15 protein-coding genes and 1 pseudogene are annotated in these 17,493 nt (G+C 45.6%); 6 read left to right on the top strand and 10 right to left on the bottom strand.

Going from position 1 to position 17,493, the window contains the following annotated elements; translation table 11 throughout:
• The first annotated feature begins 2 nt into the window (after window positions 1-2).
• Window positions 3-1,448, top strand: a complete 1,446-nt coding sequence (tldD, locus tag B0187_RS08690; RefSeq protein ID WP_078237477.1) for a metalloprotease TldD — start codon at window positions 3-5, stop codon at window positions 1,446-1,448.
• Window positions 1,449-1,491: 43 nt separating this feature from the next.
• Here tldD and B0187_RS08685 read toward each other — a convergent pair whose 3' ends face one another.
• Window positions 1,492-1,833, bottom strand: coding sequence for a hypothetical protein (locus B0187_RS08685; RefSeq protein ID WP_078237476.1), 342 nt, complete (start codon window positions 1,831-1,833; stop codon window positions 1,492-1,494).
• A 195-nt stretch (window positions 1,834-2,028) separates the two neighbouring features.
• Here B0187_RS08685 and prmA point away from each other — a divergent pair, with 195 nt between their 5' ends.
• Window positions 2,029-2,910, top strand: coding sequence for a 50S ribosomal protein L11 methyltransferase (gene prmA / locus B0187_RS08680; protein ID WP_078237475.1), 882 nt, complete (start codon window positions 2,029-2,031; stop codon window positions 2,908-2,910).
• Between the two features lie 96 nt (window positions 2,911-3,006).
• Here prmA and rfaD read toward each other — a convergent pair whose 3' ends face one another.
• The 7 genes and pseudogenes from rfaD to B0187_RS08645 form a co-directional block, all read right to left on the bottom strand.
• Window positions 3,007-3,933 (bottom strand): ADP-glyceromanno-heptose 6-epimerase, encoded by a 927-nt coding sequence (gene rfaD, locus B0187_RS08675; RefSeq protein WP_078237474.1) that lies wholly within the window; start codon window positions 3,931-3,933, stop codon window positions 3,007-3,009.
• Window positions 3,934-4,090: 157 nt separating this feature from the next.
• Entirely contained in the window at window positions 4,091-4,477 is a 387-nt protein-coding gene (locus B0187_RS08670; protein WP_078237473.1) for a hypothetical protein, read from the bottom strand.
• Between the two features lie 19 nt (window positions 4,478-4,496).
• Window positions 4,497-4,721: a hypothetical protein gene (locus B0187_RS08665; RefSeq protein ID WP_078237472.1), complete on the bottom strand. Its 225-nt coding sequence runs from the start codon at window positions 4,719-4,721 to the stop codon at window positions 4,497-4,499.
• Between the two features lie 205 nt (window positions 4,722-4,926).
• Window positions 4,927-5,882: pseudogene (corA, locus tag B0187_RS08660) on the bottom strand (magnesium/cobalt transporter CorA).
• A gap of 266 nt (window positions 5,883-6,148) precedes the next feature.
• A complete protein-coding gene (locus B0187_RS08655; RefSeq protein ID WP_078237471.1) occupies window positions 6,149-8,173 on the bottom strand; it encodes a M13 family metallopeptidase in 2,025 nt (674 codons plus the stop codon).
• 220 nt (window positions 8,174-8,393) lie between these two features.
• Window positions 8,394-9,353, bottom strand: a complete 960-nt coding sequence (gene hemH, locus B0187_RS08650) for a ferrochelatase (RefSeq protein ID WP_078237470.1) — start codon at window positions 9,351-9,353, stop codon at window positions 8,394-8,396.
• A gap of 42 nt (window positions 9,354-9,395) precedes the next feature.
• Window positions 9,396-9,824, bottom strand: coding sequence for a hotdog fold thioesterase (locus B0187_RS08645; RefSeq protein WP_078237469.1), 429 nt, complete (start codon window positions 9,822-9,824; stop codon window positions 9,396-9,398).
• A 203-nt stretch (window positions 9,825-10,027) separates the two neighbouring features.
• On the opposite strand from B0187_RS08645, the gene B0187_RS08640 reads away from it, so the two are divergent.
• Together B0187_RS08640 and B0187_RS10445 are read left to right on the top strand one after the other, a co-directional pair.
• Window positions 10,028-10,360 (top strand): type II toxin-antitoxin system PemK/MazF family toxin, encoded by a 333-nt coding sequence (locus B0187_RS08640; protein ID WP_078237468.1) that lies wholly within the window; start codon window positions 10,028-10,030, stop codon window positions 10,358-10,360.
• Between the two features lie 14 nt (window positions 10,361-10,374).
• Window positions 10,375-10,497 (top strand): hypothetical protein, encoded by a 123-nt coding sequence (locus B0187_RS10445; RefSeq protein ID WP_281247609.1) that lies wholly within the window; start codon window positions 10,375-10,377, stop codon window positions 10,495-10,497.
• 158 nt (window positions 10,498-10,655) lie between these two features.
• Here the strand turns inward: B0187_RS10445 and ydiJ are convergent, their stop codons facing one another.
• Complete coding sequence (ydiJ, locus tag B0187_RS08635) at window positions 10,656-13,763, bottom strand: D-2-hydroxyglutarate dehydrogenase YdiJ (protein WP_078237467.1); 3,108 nt, start codon at window positions 13,761-13,763, stop codon at window positions 10,656-10,658.
• A 370-nt stretch (window positions 13,764-14,133) separates the two neighbouring features.
• On the opposite strand from ydiJ, the gene ompA reads away from it, so the two are divergent.
• Entirely contained in the window at window positions 14,134-15,219 is a 1,086-nt protein-coding gene (gene ompA / locus B0187_RS08630) for a porin OmpA (protein ID WP_078237466.1), read from the top strand.
• Between the two features lie 90 nt (window positions 15,220-15,309).
• Here the strand turns inward: ompA and matP are convergent, their stop codons facing one another.
• Complete coding sequence (gene matP, locus B0187_RS08625; RefSeq protein ID WP_078237465.1) at window positions 15,310-15,756, bottom strand: macrodomain Ter protein MatP; 447 nt, start codon at window positions 15,754-15,756, stop codon at window positions 15,310-15,312.
• A gap of 75 nt (window positions 15,757-15,831) precedes the next feature.
• Between matP and B0187_RS08620 the strand changes: the two genes are divergently transcribed.
• Window positions 15,832-17,472, top strand: coding sequence for a S16 family serine protease (locus tag B0187_RS08620; protein WP_078237464.1), 1,641 nt, complete (start codon window positions 15,832-15,834; stop codon window positions 17,470-17,472).
• Window positions 17,473-17,493 lie beyond the last annotated feature (21 nt).

The raw sequence follows: 17,493 nt of genomic DNA, 5'->3' as shown, positions 1-17,493 counted from the left end.
CAATGTTAAAACAAGTTTCAGACAGCCTGCTCGTGCCGAGTGGGTTGCAGTTATCCCACCTTTCGCAGGTGTTGGATCGCTTTTCGGATCGGGAAATCGACTACGCCGATCTCTATTTTCAACTGAGTCAAGACGAAAGCTGGTCGCTCGAAGATAGCATTATCAAAGAGGGCGGTTTTTATATCGACCGCGGTTTTGGCGTGCGTGCGGTGTCGGGCGAGAAAACGGGCTTCGCCTATGCGGATCAAATTACCCTCGCCCAGCTCGAACAGTGTGCAATGGCGGCGAGGGGAATCAGCCAAACAAGCGGTCGGTTGTTGGTAAAAAATTTCAAGGAAACCACCGCTTGCAAGCGTTACGCTTCGATCAATCCCCTTGATACGATTAGCCGTGAGCAAAAGGTCGAGCTGTTGCATTTGGTGGATCGAGTGGCACGTGCCGAAGATCCGCGTGTGATTCAGGTCAATGCCAATTTATCGGCGATTTACGAAGAGATGTTGGTGGCGGCAACGGACGGCACTTTGGCGGCGGATATCCGCCCGTTGGTGCGGTTGTCGGTGTCGGTGCTGGTTGAGCAAAACGGCAAGCGTGAGCGTGGCTCGGCAGGGGCGGGCGGACGCTTCGGGCTAAATTGGTATTTTGAGCCGAATGCGAACGGCGAGCAGCGTGCGGTTTACCTCGCCAAAGAGGCGGTGCGTCAGGCGATTGTCAATTTGGGGGCGATTGCCGCCCCTGCTGGCTCAATGCCGATTGTGCTTGGGGCTGGCTGGCCGGGCATTTTGTTGCACGAGGCGGTCGGGCACGGCTTAGAGGGGGATTTCAACCGCAAAGAATCTTCCCTGTTCACGGGCAAAATCGGCGAGTTGGTAACCTCGCCGCTCTGCACCATTGTCGATGACGGCACGCTGCAAGATAAGCGAGGCTCGATTACGGTGGACGATGAGGGCGTGCCTTCGCAACGTAACGTCTTGATTGAAAACGGGATTTTGAAAGGCTATCTGCAAGATAAACTGAACGCTCGCTTAATGGGCGTTGCCCCAACGGGCAACGGTCGTCGCGAATCTTACGCCCATTTGCCAATGCCTCGAATGACCAACACCTACCTGACCGAGGGCAAACACGAGTTTGACGAGATGATCGAGTCGGTCGAATTTGGCTTATACGCCCCCCATTTCAGTGGCGGACAGGTGGACATCACCTCGGGCAAATTCGTGTTCTCAACCGCCGAAGCCTACTTGATCGAAAAGGGCAAAATCACTAAGCCCGTTACGGGGGCAACCCTGATTGGCAGCGGCATCGAAGCAATGCAACAGGTCTCAATGGTCGGTAAACAGACCGAAATCGACCCTGGTATCGGCACTTGTGGCAAAGAGGGGCAATCCGTGCCAGTCGGCGTGGGGCAGCCAACTGTGAAGCTCGATAAAATCACTGTCGGTGGGCGTGGGTAATTTCCTAAAAAGAAAGTCAGCTTAAACGCTGACTTTCCGTTAATTATGGTCTTTTACCTGCTTTAATTTTTTTCTTCGTTGCTTGTTTAGTGGCATTTGCGGAAGGGCATTTCACTTTTTTAGCTTTCATTTCCTCAAAATCACCTGTAATGTTATAGCATTCACCCGCTTTCGACTTATTTAAAACGCTAAGTGCAGGGGCTTCAACATATACCCAAAGTTCACCTTTATTGGTTGAAAAAACCGCTGAATCACCAGAACCCTCGTCAATTTCTGCTTGCAATTTCTTTACTTGTGCTTTGGTAAAGGTGGTAATTTTGTAAATTTCTGCGTTAGCGGCAGAAAATACCCCCATTGCTAAGAGTGCAATAATCATTTTTTTCATAAGATGATCTCATTTTGATGAATAAACAATGTCATTATTATTACACGGGCTTAACTATGTTACAATCCACGCACAGTTGCGATTTCTTCCAACTAACAAGCGGTAAGTTTTAAGCAAAAACTTACCGCTTGTCGATTGATAAAATCGTGCAATGTTAAAGCGTTAAACAAAAATTTTATAAATAAAGGAAACATTATGGCGTGGGTACAAATTCGTTTAAACAGTACGGATAAACAAGCAGAACAAATCAGTGATTTTTTAGAAGAGATCGGGGCGGTGTCGGTTACTTTTATGGATAGCCAAGACACGCCGATTTTTGAGCCGTTACCGGGGGAAACGCGTCTTTGGGGCAATACGGACGTGGTAGCGTTGTTTGATGCGGAAACGGATATGCAACAAATTGTGGCGAACTTGCAGGCAAGCGGTGTGATCTCGCCCGATTTTGCTTATAAAATTGAACAAATTGAAGATAAAGATTGGGAACGGGAATGGATGGATAATTTCCACCCAATGCAATTCGGTAAGCGTTTGTGGATCTGCCCGAGCTGGCGTGAAGTGCCTGATCCGAATGCGGTGAATGTGATGCTCGACCCTGGCTTGGCGTTCGGCACGGGAACGCACCCAACCACCGCCCTCTGTTTGGCGTGGCTGGATAGCCTTGATTTACAAGGCAAAACCGTGATTGACTTCGGCTGCGGTTCAGGCATTCTCGCGATTGCGGCACTTAAATTAGGGGCGGAAGCGGCTATTGGGATCGACATCGATCCACAAGCCATTTTAGCCAGCAAAAACAACGCCGAAGCCAATGGTGTAGCGGATCGTTTACAGCTTTTCCTCGCCAAAGATCAACCGCAAAATCTGCAAGCGGACGTGGTGGTGGCAAACATTCTCGCAGGTCCACTCAAAGAGCTTGCCCCACAAATCATCACGCTAGTTAAACCACAGGGCGATCTCGGCTTGTCAGGCATTCTCGCCACCCAAGCGGAAAGCGTGTGCGAAGCCTATCAATCGGCGTTCAAGCTCGATCCTGTGGTCGAAAAAGAGGAATGGTGTCGGATTACGGGTGTGAAAATTTAGCTTTGATTTCTTAATGGGGACGAAAAAGTAGGAAATTTTTGGAAATCTTACCCCTTGCAATAAAATGCCCTTATCGAAAGATAAGGGCATTTTGGATTAGCGATTAAGCCATTCCATATAGGCTTTCGTGCCTTCTGCAACGGTTTTGAACGGTTCGTTGTAACCTGCTTGGCGAAGTTGGGTGAGATCTGCTTGGGTAAAGGTTTGGTAGCGAGATTTCAAATGCTCTGGGAATGGGATCGTCTCGATTTCGCCTTTTTGGTGGTAAGCGATTACCGCTTCGGCAACGGCTCGGAATGATTCCGCATTGCCCGTGCCAAGGTTAAAAATGCCCGACACGCCATTTTGCCACGCCCACAAATTCACTTTCGCCACATCTTCCACATAGACGAAATCACGCAAGAAAGTTTCCGAACCTTGGAACAGTTTCGGATTTTCGCCTTTGAGGATCTGCGTATTCAAATGGAACGCCACACTTGCCATTGAGCCTTTGTGCTGCTCACGCGGGCCATAGACATTGAAGTATTTGAAGCCGCACACCGGCGATTGTGCCTCGGGCAAAATTTTACGCACATATTCATCAAACAAGAATTTGGAATAGCCGTACACATTGAGTGGCGACTCAAATTCACGTTTTTCGATAAAATTGTCGGAACGACCGCCGTAGGTCGCCGCACTTGACGCGTAGAAGAACGGAATTTGGCGGTCGAGGCAGAAATGTAACAACTCTTTTGAGTATTCGTAGTTGTTTTGCATCATATATTTGCCGTCCCACTCGGTGGTCGCCGAACACGCCCCCTCGTGGAACACCACATCAATCTCACCAAAGTCGTCCCCAGCGATAATGGACGCAATAAAATCCTCTTTGTCGCAATAATCGGCGATGTCCAAATCCACCAAATTGATGAATTTCTCGCCGTTTTTGAGGTTATCCACCACCAAAATATCGGTTCGTCCCATCGCATTCAACGCCTTGATAATGTTACTGCCAATAAAGCCCGCACCACCTGTTACGATAATCATATACTGTCCTTTCGTGTGAAAAAATTGAGGGAATTATACCCCTACAAGGGGAGGCTTTGCAGAAAATTTTGCAGATCGCACCGCTTGTGTTCAAAAATTCTCGTAGAGACAAAAAGAAAAGTGAGTTTAAATTGGGTGTTTAAACTCACTTTGATAATTATTGTGGCTGACGCATTAGTGTTTTCGCTGGGCTCTTTTCGTTATTGAAATATCGAAAATATTCATCACTGAGGCAGCTATCGTCATTAATTTTATCTAGAATAAAATCAGTAACACGATCTTGGATCTTTTTAGGGTATTGTTGATTGAATGTATAGATTTGAGCATATGTCATCAATGCTGCTCTTTCATCACAAGTGCCGTTTTTGATCGTAAATTTAGGGGTAATAAAATCAACAGTTGTCTTTTTACCTAACATTTTTGTGATCTCTTTGGATAATCCATTACCTGCTGCTTTCATTTCAGCGGTTGTGATTGCTAATGCAGAAGATGAAGTGAATACCATTGAAGCTGCAAAAATTGCGGGTAATAGTTTTTTAAACATAGTTTAACTCCTTACATTGTTAGTTTGGTTTGTACTTTTTTAGGACTGGGGTTGATGGTTGAGACTTTTGAGCTTCTAATTCATTTCTAAGCTCTTTTAGTTTATTTATAAGCTCTTTTATTTCATCATCACTACAACATCCCTTGTCTAAGCAATTTTTTACTTTATTGAGAAGAGTAACGTCAGAAATGTTCCCTTCTCCTATGCTTTCAAGAAGCTTACGCAATTCTTCAAGTTGAGCCATTGTTTTCTCCTATATGACTGTGGTTGATAAAAAATGCACCGAGATTGTACAAAAAAAAAACAATTCGTCATCAAGAATTTTATGGGTAAAGAAACGTAAATTTTGCGATTGAGGGGGAAATCGTGGGTTGGGGATAAATGGCAAGGGGTAAGATTTTAGAGAAAATCCCACCCCTTGCAATGATATGTTGAACAGAAAAATCAGCTTATAGCCACCCTTTCCGTTTGAAATAGAGATACGGCGTGGCGGCGGCGCAGATCATCATTCCAATTGCCATTGGGTAGCCGAATTTCCAATTCAGTTCGGGCATTACTTGGAAGTTCATTCCGTAGGTGGACGCCACGAGGGTGGCGGGTAGGAACATTACCGACACCACCGAGAAGAATTTCATAATGCGGTTCTGTTCAATGTTGATCAAACCCATTGCCGCTTGCATTAGGAAATTGACCTTTTGGAACAGCGATTCATTATGGGGTTGTAGGGATTCGATGTCTCGCATAATATCCCGTGCCTGTTCGAGCTGGTTGGCGGGCAAGCGGGTTTTTCGCAGTAAAAAACTCAACGCCCGTTGGGTGTCCATTAGGCACAAACGTACTTTGGAACTGGCGTCTTCAAGTTCGGTCAAGCGAGAGAGGGCGTCATCATAATTGCGGTTATCTTCCTGCTTGCCGTCTAGCACCACGCGGCTCAATTTTTCTAAATCGGAATAGACGGTTTCAATCACGTCCGCCAACTGTTCGATTTTGGTTTCAAACAGGTCGAGCAACAATTCGTAAGCGTTGCAATCCACCAATTTTTCGCGGCGAGATCGCATTCGATATAGGCGGAACGCGGGCAAATCACGCTCTCGCAGGGTGAACAAACGCCCGTCTCGAATGGAAACGCCACGGTGGCGATGTCGGCGTAATCTTCATCGTCCAAACAGTAGAAAAACGAGTGCAGGTGCAATCCGTCTTCATCTTCAAAAAAGCGCGCGGACGCTTCCAAATCCTCTAATTCGTGTTCTTCGGCGAAGGTTTGATCTAAACGGCGTTCCAGCACCGAGCGTTCGTCATCGGTGGGATCGAGCAGGTCGATCCAAATCGCATCATTTAATTTGTTTGGGTTGTTTTCATCAACACTGATTAGGCGTGCGTTGTCGAGTGCAAAGGCACGGATCATTTCATACTCCTACAAAATGGTATGAGGTGATGAACATTGAAATGGAACAAAAGATACTTAGAATGGCATTACCGACTCTATGTCGGCATCGAGGGATTTGGACAAGGGGGAAATTAACAAGCTGATAAGTATCGACTGTGGCTGTCCAAAATGCGTAATCCTCAATAAAAAATAGTGTGCGAATGGTACAGATTTAGGGCGTTTTCGTCAAGACAAGCGGTTAGATCCTGCAAAATTTTTGCGAGATCTGACCGCTTGTAAAAGGCTTACCAAATCTTAATCCGTTCGCCCTCAGGCTTGTACATTTTATCGCCTGCTTTGGTGCTGAAACTTTGGTGGAAGCCGTCAATGTTTAGCACGGGGGCGTAGGCACGGTATTCGCCAGGGGCGTGCGGGTCGCTTTTGACTTGGTGGGTGAGGGCTTGCACGGTGGCTTTGGTTCGCCACGATCTCGCCCAGCTCATAAAGAAGCGTTGGTCGGCGGTGAGACCGTCTAAATTCGGGCTTGCCCCTTGTTCTTTTTCGTACAATTTCAACGCATCGTAGGCGATGCTCAATCCACCCAAATCGGCGATATTTTCGCCGAGGGTAAAGCGTCCGTTCACGAACACTTTCGGTGCAACCTCAAATTTGTCGAATTGTGCGACTAACTTGTCGGCTAATGCCTCGAACTTGCGGCGATCTTCTTTTGTCCACCAATCGGTCAGATTGCCCTCGCCGTCAAATTTTGAACCGCTATCGTCAAAGCCGTGGGTAATTTCGTGTCCGATAATCGCCCCAATCGCCCCAAAATTGACCGCAGGATCGGCGTTCATCGCATAGAGTGGGGCTTGCAAAATCCCCGCAGGGAACACAATGCGGTTCATCAACGGGCTGTACGAGGCATTGACCACTTGCGGCAACATTCCCCATTCGTTCAAATCCACGGGCTTGCCGATTTTGTCGAGGCCTTGCTGATATTCCCACGCGGAAATCGCTTGCATATTGGCGTAGAGCGAACCACCCTCGCTCGGGGTTTTGAGGGAAAGCTGGCTGTAATCTTTCCATTTGTTCGGATAGCCCACTTCCACGATGAATTTGTCGAGCTTGGCTTTGGCTTTCTGCTTGGTTTCCGCCGACATCCAATCGAGCTGCTCGATCCGCTGATGATAGGCTTTCACGAGGTAGCTCGCCATTTCGAGCAGATCTTTTTTGGCTTGGGCTGGGAAGAATTTCGCCACATAAAATTGAGCAAATTCCTGCCCCAAACGGTTATTGACGGTGCTTAACGCCCGTTTTTCCATTGCCCGTTGCTGTTTTTGCCCCACGAGGGTTTTGCCGAAAAAGTCGAAATGGGCTTGATCGAAGGTTTTATTCAGCAACGGGGCAGCCCCAGAAATGGTGCGGAATTGCAGATAATCCTTAATCACGGCAAGTTTTTGCGGATTGATCAAGCGGTCAAATTGTTGGAAATAATTCGGTTCCCACACAATCACTTCGTCTGTTTTTACTCCCACCGCTTGCAGGAATTGGGCGAGGCTAATGTTTTTGCTGACATTCGCTAACGCATTGATTTTCATCGGATTATAGCGTTTTTGAATATCACGGCTCTGCTCGTTGGTAAACAGAGTTTGAGCGATTTCTTTCTCATACGCCACAATCCCTTTGGCTTTTTGTTTGGCGTTTTTTATCCCTGCAAGATCGAGCATTTTCGCCACATAATCTTGATATTTCTGCAACGTTTGGCGATTTTCTGGGGTATTTTTCTGATAATAATCATTCCCCAACACCAAATCCACATTGCTGATATAAATCCCATTTTGGCGAGAATTTTTGAGGTGGGCGAACACCGACCAACCAAACAATGCCTCGTTGCCTTTCTGCGTTTCGGCAATCAAATAGCGTTCCAAATCCGCCATTGTTTGGATCGCCTCAATCTGAGCGAGATCGGCTTTGATCGGCGAAATGCCCAATTTTTCACGCTGATCCAAATCCATATAGCTCTGATAGAGGGCTTTGATCCGTTGGGCTTTCGGATCATCGGCAAATTTTGGCTCGGAAATCACCGCTTGTAACAGCTCAATCGAACGTTTATCGTTCAGCTCGCCCAGCTCGGCAAGCGTCCCCCACGAACTGCGATCACTCGGAATCTGTGCCGCTGCCAGCCATTTCCCGTTCACATAACGATAAAAATCCTGCTGCGGTGCCACATTCTGATCCACGCCCTCAACCAGCGTGCTTTGATAAGATTTCGTACAACCCATTAAAGCAGTCGCAACTGCTAACAGACTGAAAATTAAAGGTTTTTTCATTGTTGTTCCTCTTTTCTGTTCCTCTTTTGGGATCAAGGATAGATAGCCCTCTCTCTGCAAAAATACTGAACGTATTTTTGCTGTCTCTCTCCCATAAATGGGAGAGAGGAAATTAGCATTAAATTTTCCGAACAAATCCCCTCGCCCGCTTGCGGGAGAGGGAGGAGAAAATCCGTAGGATTTTCGGAGGGAGAGGGTAAAATTTCCTCTCCTTGCAAAGCTAAATCCGTTCCTCAATCAACGCCACCAACGCTTGAATATGGTCGGGGTTGGCGTTGAGGGCAGGGATATAGCGGTAGCTTTCGCCCTCTGCGTTTTCAAAGTTTTCACGGTTTTCTTTGGCGATTTCCTCAATGGTTTCCAAGCAATCTGCGGCGAAACCAGGGCAAATCACCGCCACTTTTTTCACGCCTTTTTGTGGGAAGTTTTCAAGGGTTTCGTCCGTGTAAGGCTGCAACCATTCTTCATCGCCAAAGCGAGATTGGAAACTCACTAACCACTGTTCCTCACGCAAGCCGAGCTGTTGTGCCACAAGGCGAGCGGTTTCTCGGCAGTGGTCGGCGTAGAAATCCCCCTCGGTTTCGTAGCGTTTTGGAATGCCGTGGAATGAAAAGAGCAGTAATTCATCATCCGCCAGTTTAACGCTGTTCGCTAACGCTTTGATATATAAAGGATTATCGTAATAGTTGTGGATAAATTCAAAGGGTACTAACCGTTTTTGATATTTCAAGCCACGGGCGAAAGCGTCAAAAATCGAGGCAGTGGTGGTGCTACTATATTGTGGATAAAGAGGTAGTACGATAATTTTATCCACACCTTGCGAAATTAAACGATCCACCGCACTTTCTACGCTCGGGTTGCCGTAGCTCATTCCCAACTCAACGATAACCTCTTGATTTTTCTCAGAAAAATAGGCTTGCACAGCTTGTTGTTGCTGGCGAGAAATGGCGAGTAGCGGCGATCCCTCTTTCGTCCAAATCGATTGGTAGAGATTTGCCACTTTCGGCGAACGTTTCGGCAACACCATAAAATTGAGGATAAATTGCCATTTCCATTTGGGCAGATCGATGACACGATGATCGCTCAAAAACTGGCGAAGATAACGTTTAACCGCTGGGGTGGTTGGCTCGTCAGGGGTGCCGAGGTTGGCGAGTAGCACGCCGATTTTGTTGGTTTTCATTGTCTATCCTTGTGTAAAAAAAGCGGAAATCTGACCGCTTGTTTAAGATTTTGGTGTGATCAGCCGCACCGTCAAACGCGAAATGGCACAGAGATCGCCTTGTGGATTACGTTGTTCAATCTGCCAAAGTTGTTGATCTCGCCCCAAATGCAAGGGGGTCGCTCTGGCGGTGGCGAAACCTTGTTTGATTGCTTTAATGTGGCTGATATTTAGCTCAATCCCGACGGGAATTTGCTCGCCCTCGCAACTTAAAAATGCCGCTGCCGAGCCGAGGGTTTCTGCTAGCGTCGCCGAAATACCGCCGTGCAACAGCCCAAAGGGTTGAGTGGTGCGGTTATCCACAGGCACGGTCGCTTCTAAATAGTTATCCCCAATTTGGGTAAATTCAATCCCCAAATGTGCCACTGCCGAGTGCTGGCAAAATTCATTGAGTTCGGCAAGGGTTAAATTTTTGTGCCACATTATGTTCATCATCAAAAGGTCAAAAATGGTGTTATTGTAGAGCGGTTGAACGGCTTTGTCTTTCGGTTTTAGCTATTTTTGTGATGTGGATCGACAAATGGATTTTTGGTGCTTAATTCTCAATGGGGTTTGGCGTACAATCGTTTGCATTTTTATGGTTAATGCAATAAGCATTTTGTGCCATTTAGAGAGTGCAGAATTGAGGGGGTAAAATGGCGATTAAGTATCGCCCCAAAGTCGGTGAAATACTGGAATGTGATTTTGGGCGATGGCAAGAAATTGATGGAAAATCTGACTATGATAGAAATTTAGAGCCTGAAATGAGAAAGCGTAGAATGGTTGTTGTTTTGAATGGCGATATTGACGGAAAAAGTGCGATTGTCGCCCCGATTTCCTCGACCAAAGGATATGGGCGGTTAGCAACTTTTCACGTTTATTTATCGCCTGATTTGATTCCAGAAACCTATTTTTACGATGTGCGTGAACGTTGGGTAAAACGGAACATACCTGTTGTGTCAGTGTTGAGAGATTGTTTAACATTTTGAATAACGGTAAGCGAGTGGATGTCCGCTTACCGAGTGAAATTGTTACTGAAATTCAAAAGGCGATTTTGGTTTCGGTAAGCGGTAAACGTATTATTGATGAGTATGAGAAAAAAATTAAACAGCTTGAAAATCGTTAGTTGTGGCTATATAATGAACACGTTCGGCTTAGACCGCTTATGTTTTTTTCGGCTTAGACCGCAAGTAAAAGGGTATCAGAAATGATACCCTTTTCGTTTTTATCGCTTAGTAGCAAGCGGTACGATTCAGAAATTTCCCGAAATCGTACCGCTTGTTATTAGTTAAGGCACTGCAAAATCACTTGCACGGGGTGTTTGAGGGGCTGGTGTGCCATTCGTTTGACTTGGCTGCGGCAGGAATAGCCCGTGGCGAGGCAGCGGTCGAGTGGTTTGTCGGCGAGTTTGACTTGCCACGATTGGGCGTAGATTGCTTTCGACATTTCGATGTGCTGGGTTTCGTGTCCGAATGTGCCAGCCATTCCGCAGCAGCCGATGTTTTCGCTGGTCAGCCGTTCGCCGAAGTGGGCGAAAATGGTTTGCCACGCTTTGCCGCTGTTCGGCAGGGCGGTGCTTTCGGTGCAGTGGGCGAATAAGTGCCACGCCTCGCCTTGCAAGGGGTGGGATTCTGGCGAATTTCGATAATCCGCTAATTTGCCCGCTTCAATTTGGGCGAGTAGCCATTCGTGGGCGAGTTGCACCACAAAATCCCCCCGTTTTTGTTGCAAAATGTGGGCGTATTCGTCTCGATAGAGCAACACGAGGGCGGGATCGACCCCCACCAATGGCACGCCGAGTTGGGCGACACGGTTGAGGAAATCCGCTTGATGTTGGGCTGTTTTGGCGAAAGGGTGCAAAAAGCCTTTGATATGTTGGGCTTTGCCGCTCGGTTTGAATGGCAACACAATCGGTTTGAAGCCCAATTTTTGGCAGAGTTGCACGAAGTCGGCGACTACTTTCGCATCATAAAATGAGGTGAAGGGATCTTGCACGATGAACACCATTTTGCCAAATTCTTCGCAGAACTGACCGCTTGCAAAGCGTTGTTCGAGGCTTTCAAGGCTTTCGCCCTGATAGCCGATTTCGACTAATTGTTGCTGTAAATTCGGCACGGAAAGGGCAGGCAGATCGGTCATTCCAATCGTGCGTTGAGCCACTTTTTCGGCGATTGGGTTCGCACTGAAAAAGTTGAAAAAGCGTGGGGCTTTGGCGAGGATTGGGGCGACAAATTCCAAGTTCGACACCACATAATCTTTCAGCGGTCGTAGATAACGTTGATGATAGAGGGCGTTGAATTGGGCACGGAAAGTCGGCACGTCAATTTTAATCGGGCATTGGCTGGCACAGGCTTTGCACGCAAGGCAGGTGTCCATTGCCGCTTTCACTTCGTGGGAAAAATCATATTCTCGCTTTTTCGCCACTGAATGGCGGATTTTCGCCACAAAATCCGTTAATTTCAGCGATTTTCGTTCATTTTTAAACAGCAAATCCTCAGGCGACACATTCTGTTCCGCCAGCAGGCGTAGCCATTCACGGATCAAGGTCGCTCGCCCTTTCGGGGAAAATAGGCGGTTGCCGCTCACTTTCATTGACGGACACATCGCACTATGCACGTCGAAATTAAAGCATAAACCGTTGCCGTTACAGCTCATTGCCCCTTTAAATTCGTCTCGCACTACCAGCGGAATTTGGCGATCGAAATCGGCTCGCATCGTCGAATCAATTGGGTAGAGTTGAGCGTTTGGATCGTCCAACGGGGTGCAGATTTTGCCCGGGTTGAGCCGATTTTGCGGATCGAACAGTTGCTTGATGTAGCGAAGCTCTCGCCACAAGGTTTCGCCGAAAAAGCGTTCGCCGTAGCCCGACCGCATTCCCTTGCCGTGTTCGCCCCAAATCAAACCGCCATATTTTGCCGTGAGTTCCACCACCTGATCGGAAATGGCTTTAAAGGTTTTGACCTGCTCGCGGTCGCACAAATCCAACGCAGGGCGGACGTGTAGCACCCCTGCATCAACGTGTCCGAACATTCCATATTTCAAGCCGTGATCGTCTAGCAGTTGGCGGAACTCGCTGATGTAATCGGCGAGGTTTTCGGGTGGCACGCAAGTGTCTTCCACGAACGGAATTGGCTTCGCCCAGCCTTTGGCGTTGCCGAGTAGCCCCACCGCTTTTTTCCGCATTGCATAGATTTTTTCAATCGAAGCGAGATCATTGCAAATTTGATAGCCGATCAGACCGCTTGTTGGGTCTTGGATTTTTTCGTCTAGCATTGCACAAAGAGCCGCGACCTGCTGAGCGTTCAATTCCGCATCGTTTGAGGCATATTCGACAATGTTAATCCCTAAAATCGGATTGTCGGGATCTTCCTGCAATAAATCAGACACCGAGTGCCAAATAATATCTTGCTTGGCGAGGTTTAGCACCGCCGAATCCACCGTTTCCACCGAGAGAGCCTTGGCTTGCAACATCAACGGGGCAGCTCGCAGGGCAGCATCAAAAGAATTGTATTTGATATTGATCAGGGTGCGACACTGCGGAATCGGCAACAGATTGAGTTTCGCCTCGCAAATAAAGGCGAGCGAGCCTTCCGATCCCGTCAAAAGGCGAGTGAGGTTAAATTCGCTTTCATCATTATTAAACACATTTTTGAGATCGTAGCCCGTCAGAAAGCGGTTGAGTTGCGGCAACTCGGCAAGCACGGTTGGGCGAATGGTTTGGCAGCGTTCAAACAGGGTTTGATGAAGCTGTTTGGCAAAGGGCGAGAGGTTGAGCCGATCCAAATTGGCAGAAAATTCGGCACAACCGACCGCTTGTGTGTCCAACACTTCGCCATTCATTAGCACCGCTTTCACGCCCAAAACGTGATCCGACGTTTTGCCATATTTGAGCGAACCTTGCCCCGAGGCGTCCGTGTTAATCATACCGCCGAGGGTGGCACGGTTGCTGGTGGAAAGATCGGGCGAGAAAAACAGCCCGTGCGGTTTGAGATATTGATTGAGCTGATCCTTGACCACGCCCGCCTGCACCCGCACCCAGCGTTCTTCTATATTGAGTTCTAAAATTTGGTTTAGGTGGCGAGAGAGATCGACAATGATATTGTGGTTGAGGGATTGCCCGTTCGTGCCTGTGCCACCGCCCCGCGGGGTAAAGGTGAGGGATTGATAGGGCGACTGCTGGGCGAGGCGAGTGATAATCACCACATCAGCGACCGATTTCGGAAATAAAATCGCCTGCGGTAGTTGCTGATAAACGCTGTTATCGGTGGCGAGGGAAAGCCGATCCGCATAGGAAGAAGCGATATCACCCTCAAAATGTTGAGTGCGTAACGCCTGTAAAAAGTCGGCAACGGTTGGGTTAAGTAGAGGTGTTTGCGAGAGTTGTGGAAGCATTTTTATTTTCTCTAAGATGGAAGTGTGTTGATATTATCAACATTTGCGAAGAAGAAAAGAGAAAATGCAAAAAAGGATAAAAATGCTGAAAAAGACAGTGTTTTGTTCAATAAATATACTAAATTATACAAAAACTTACACTTTTCTGTGAATTTGGGCTTGATTTTACAAAATAAATTCGCATAATAAGCACCATTCTTGCTTGTCGAACCAGAGAACAAGAATACGTTACAAGCTAATACAATAAAAGTTTAGGAAAGTTCAACTTTTTTGAAATTTTTTTGTGGCTTAAAATTGACTTCTTTCTTCTCTATCAAAAGAGATGAAGCAACTTTAACTTTTTTTCGATCAAACTAAAAGGATCACTCAGATGAAAAAATCAGTAATTGCATTAGCAGTATCAGGTTTAGCATTAGCTTCTGTTGCACAAGCTGCACCACAAGCAAACACCACTTACGTGGGTGCGAAAGCAGGTTGGGCATCATTCCACGATGGCATCGAGCAATTAGATGCTAAAAAAGGTGGTAAATTCGGTATCAACAAAAACTCTGTAACTTACGGTGTTTTTGGTGGTTACCAAGTAACTAACAACTTAGCAGTTGAAGCAGGTTACGACTACTACGGTCGTGTACGTGGTACAGCTAAATTCGCAGGTTCTAACACCGACAAACGTGTATTCAAACACGTTGCACACGGTGCTAACATCGCATTAAAAGCGAACTACCCAATCATCGCTGGTTTAGACACTTACGGTAAAGTAGGTATCGCATTAGTTCGTAACGACTACTATGTTCAAAACTCAGTAGCTAAGAAAGATCGTACAAAAGATCACCGTTTCCAAACTTCATTATTGTTAGGTGCGGGTGTTGAGTACGCTCTTACTGATAACTTAGGTGCTCGTGTTGAATACCAATGGTTAAACAACGCAGGTAAAGCAGGTGCTCCAGTATTAGCAAAAATGGGTGCTAAAGACTACCGTCCTGACATCAGCTCTGTAAGCGCTGGTTTAACATACCGTTTCGGTCAAACTGCTGCACCAGTAGCTGAGCCAGAAGTTGTAACTAAAAACTTCGCATTCAGCTCAGACGTATTATTCGCATTTGGTAAATCAAACTTAAAACCAGCTGCGGCACAAGCATTAGATGCAGCTCACACCGAAATCAACAACTTAGGTTTAGCTAACCCAGCTATCCAAGTTAACGGTTACACAGACCGTATCGGTAAAGATGCACCAAACTTAAAACTTTCACAACGTCGTGCTGAGACCGTTGCTAACTATATGGTTTCAAAAGGTGTGAACCCAGCTAACATCACAGCAGTAGGTTACGGTAAAGCTAACCCAGTAACTGGCAACACTTGTGATGCAGTTAAAGGTCGTAAAGCACTTATCGCTTGCTTAGCACCAGACCGTCGTGTTGAAGTTCAAGTACAAGGTTCAAAAGAAGTTTCTATGTAATAGAAATTTCCGTTAGGAACTAAAAATAAAGCCCACTTCGGTGGGCTTTATTATTTGGTACAAAAGTAAAATTTTTAAAAAACGTACCGCTTACTTTAATAAATCTTTCAAACTTGATTTCATTTTTGCGACTTGATCAAGATAAAGTTGCTTTTTCTCAATTTCATCAACTAAATAGTTAATCGTTTCCGATAAAGTCAAATTCAGATTTTTAGAATATTTCGATAAACGTAACCAACTGGCATATTCCAAATCAATGGATTTCTTTTTGGTAGATTGTTTTTCCGCATTAAAAAAGCGTTTGCGTCTCGCTCGAATTGATTGACGCATTTTCTTTTTTTGTTCTGGGGTCATTTCTGACTTAATCCATTGCTCAATTTCTTCGGGCGAATTTTGTAAGGTCGCAAGTAGTTGAATTTTTAAATCAATTAAACTTTGTTCCGTGTGTTTGGTAATATTCTCGCCCTCACGATGTTTTTTTAGCAGATATTTCCATTTCCAAGTGGCTTCTTGAATATCTAATTTTTGGTATCGCATTTATCCTCCATAATTTTTAAGCAGTATAGCGGAAATCACGTTATAATAAATCAAATTTTTATTTGAGGAAATTTTGTGAATTTATCCCCACTTCGCTGGCAACAACTTTCGGCTAATTATTCATTTTCAGAAGCATATCAACAGGTTGATTTTTTTGATTTTCAAACCGCTTGTAAGCAGGCATTCCAACAAATTCAAAATGCCCCGTTTGGCTCGTTACTGATTGTTAAAAGTGAGATTTTACCTGAATATTTGAATGAAATTGAGGCTTATTTTAATCAGCTTCAAAATCCTACCCTTTTAAAAACAGAATATAACAAAGCCTCATTATTTGGGCAGACGATTTTTATTCCTGAACAAAATAGAATTGAAACCATTGAGGGCATTGTTCAACAAGCGGATCAAAAAGTTTTAATTTTAAGTATCAATTCGCTTTTGGCAGATATTTCTCTTTGGGATAAATTAAAACAAGCCTTATTATTTGGCGAATATCAGCCTTATTGTGCCAATCCAATTCCGCAAATTTTAGCACCAATAAAAAGCCAATTTAAGCTAATTTTATTAGGTAGTCGAGATGAAATTGCGACTTTATTTAATTATGATGATACTCTCTATCAATTTGGACAATATACGGAAGTTGATACTTATTTAACCTTAGATCAAGAGAATATCCAACAATGGATCAATTATCTTCAAACGTCGGCAAATAAATGGATCAATAAAACCTTTGATAAAAAGGATCTCTCTCAATTTTTGCAAGCCTATATTCGTGAAAGTGAACGGCAAGATTTGATTTCAATTTGCCCGACATTATTACGCAAACATTTAATTGGCATACAAGAAATTTTAAAAAATCCTACCGCTTGCAATGTGATTTCTAGTTATTTTGCTTATTTAGAAAATCAATCGGCAAAATTAAATCAATTTAATTTGCAAGATATGCTCAAACAGCAAATTTATATTGAAACCGATGAAGAAGAAATCGGGCAAATTAACGGCTTATCGGTGGTGGAATTTGACGGCGTGCCTTACGCTTTCGGTGAACCGCTACGTATTAGCTGCAACGTGCAATATGGTGATGGCGAAATTGTCGATATTGAGCGAAAAGTGGAATTGGGCGGCAATTTACATTCCAAAGGGATTTTGCTCGCCCAATCCTGTTTGGCTGATTTGTTGGAATTTCCAACCCAACTGCCCTTTTCCGCCACCGTTGCCTTTGAGCAATCCTACGGCGACATTGATGGCGACAGTTCCTCATTGGCGATTTTCTGCGTGCTGGTGAGTGCCTTGGCAAAATTGCCGTTACCGCAGGGCATTGCTGTAACAGGGGCGATTGACCAATTTGGCAACGTGTTGAGTGTGGGTGGAGTGAACCAAAAAATCGAGGGCTTTTTCAATCTCTGCCAAGCTCGCGGGCTAACGGGCAAGCAGGGCGTACTGATTCCGCAGGCGTGCATTGCACATTTGAGCCTAAAATCGGAATTGGTTGAGGCGGTTAAGCAAGGGCAATTTAGTATTTGGGCGATCAGCGATGTGTTTGAGGCGACAGAATTACTGCTCAACACACCATTTTATCCAGAGGAACAGAGCGATAAGCCTGCTCTGTTTGATTTGATTCATCAGAATATTGAGCAGGGGCAAGAGCGTGATGCAAGCGGTACGATGCTGGCAAAATTCTGGCAACAAGCGAGCCGACTGATCCGACCAAATAGCTAACACTTGTTCGCTGAATTAAAA

The organism is Haemophilus paracuniculus (genome assembly GCF_002015115.1).
Taxonomy (GTDB): Bacteria; Pseudomonadota; Gammaproteobacteria; order Enterobacterales; family Pasteurellaceae; genus Haemophilus_E; species Haemophilus_E paracuniculus.
Note: the sequence above shows the minus strand (reverse complement) of the source record. Positions and strands in the feature narration are given on the sequence as shown.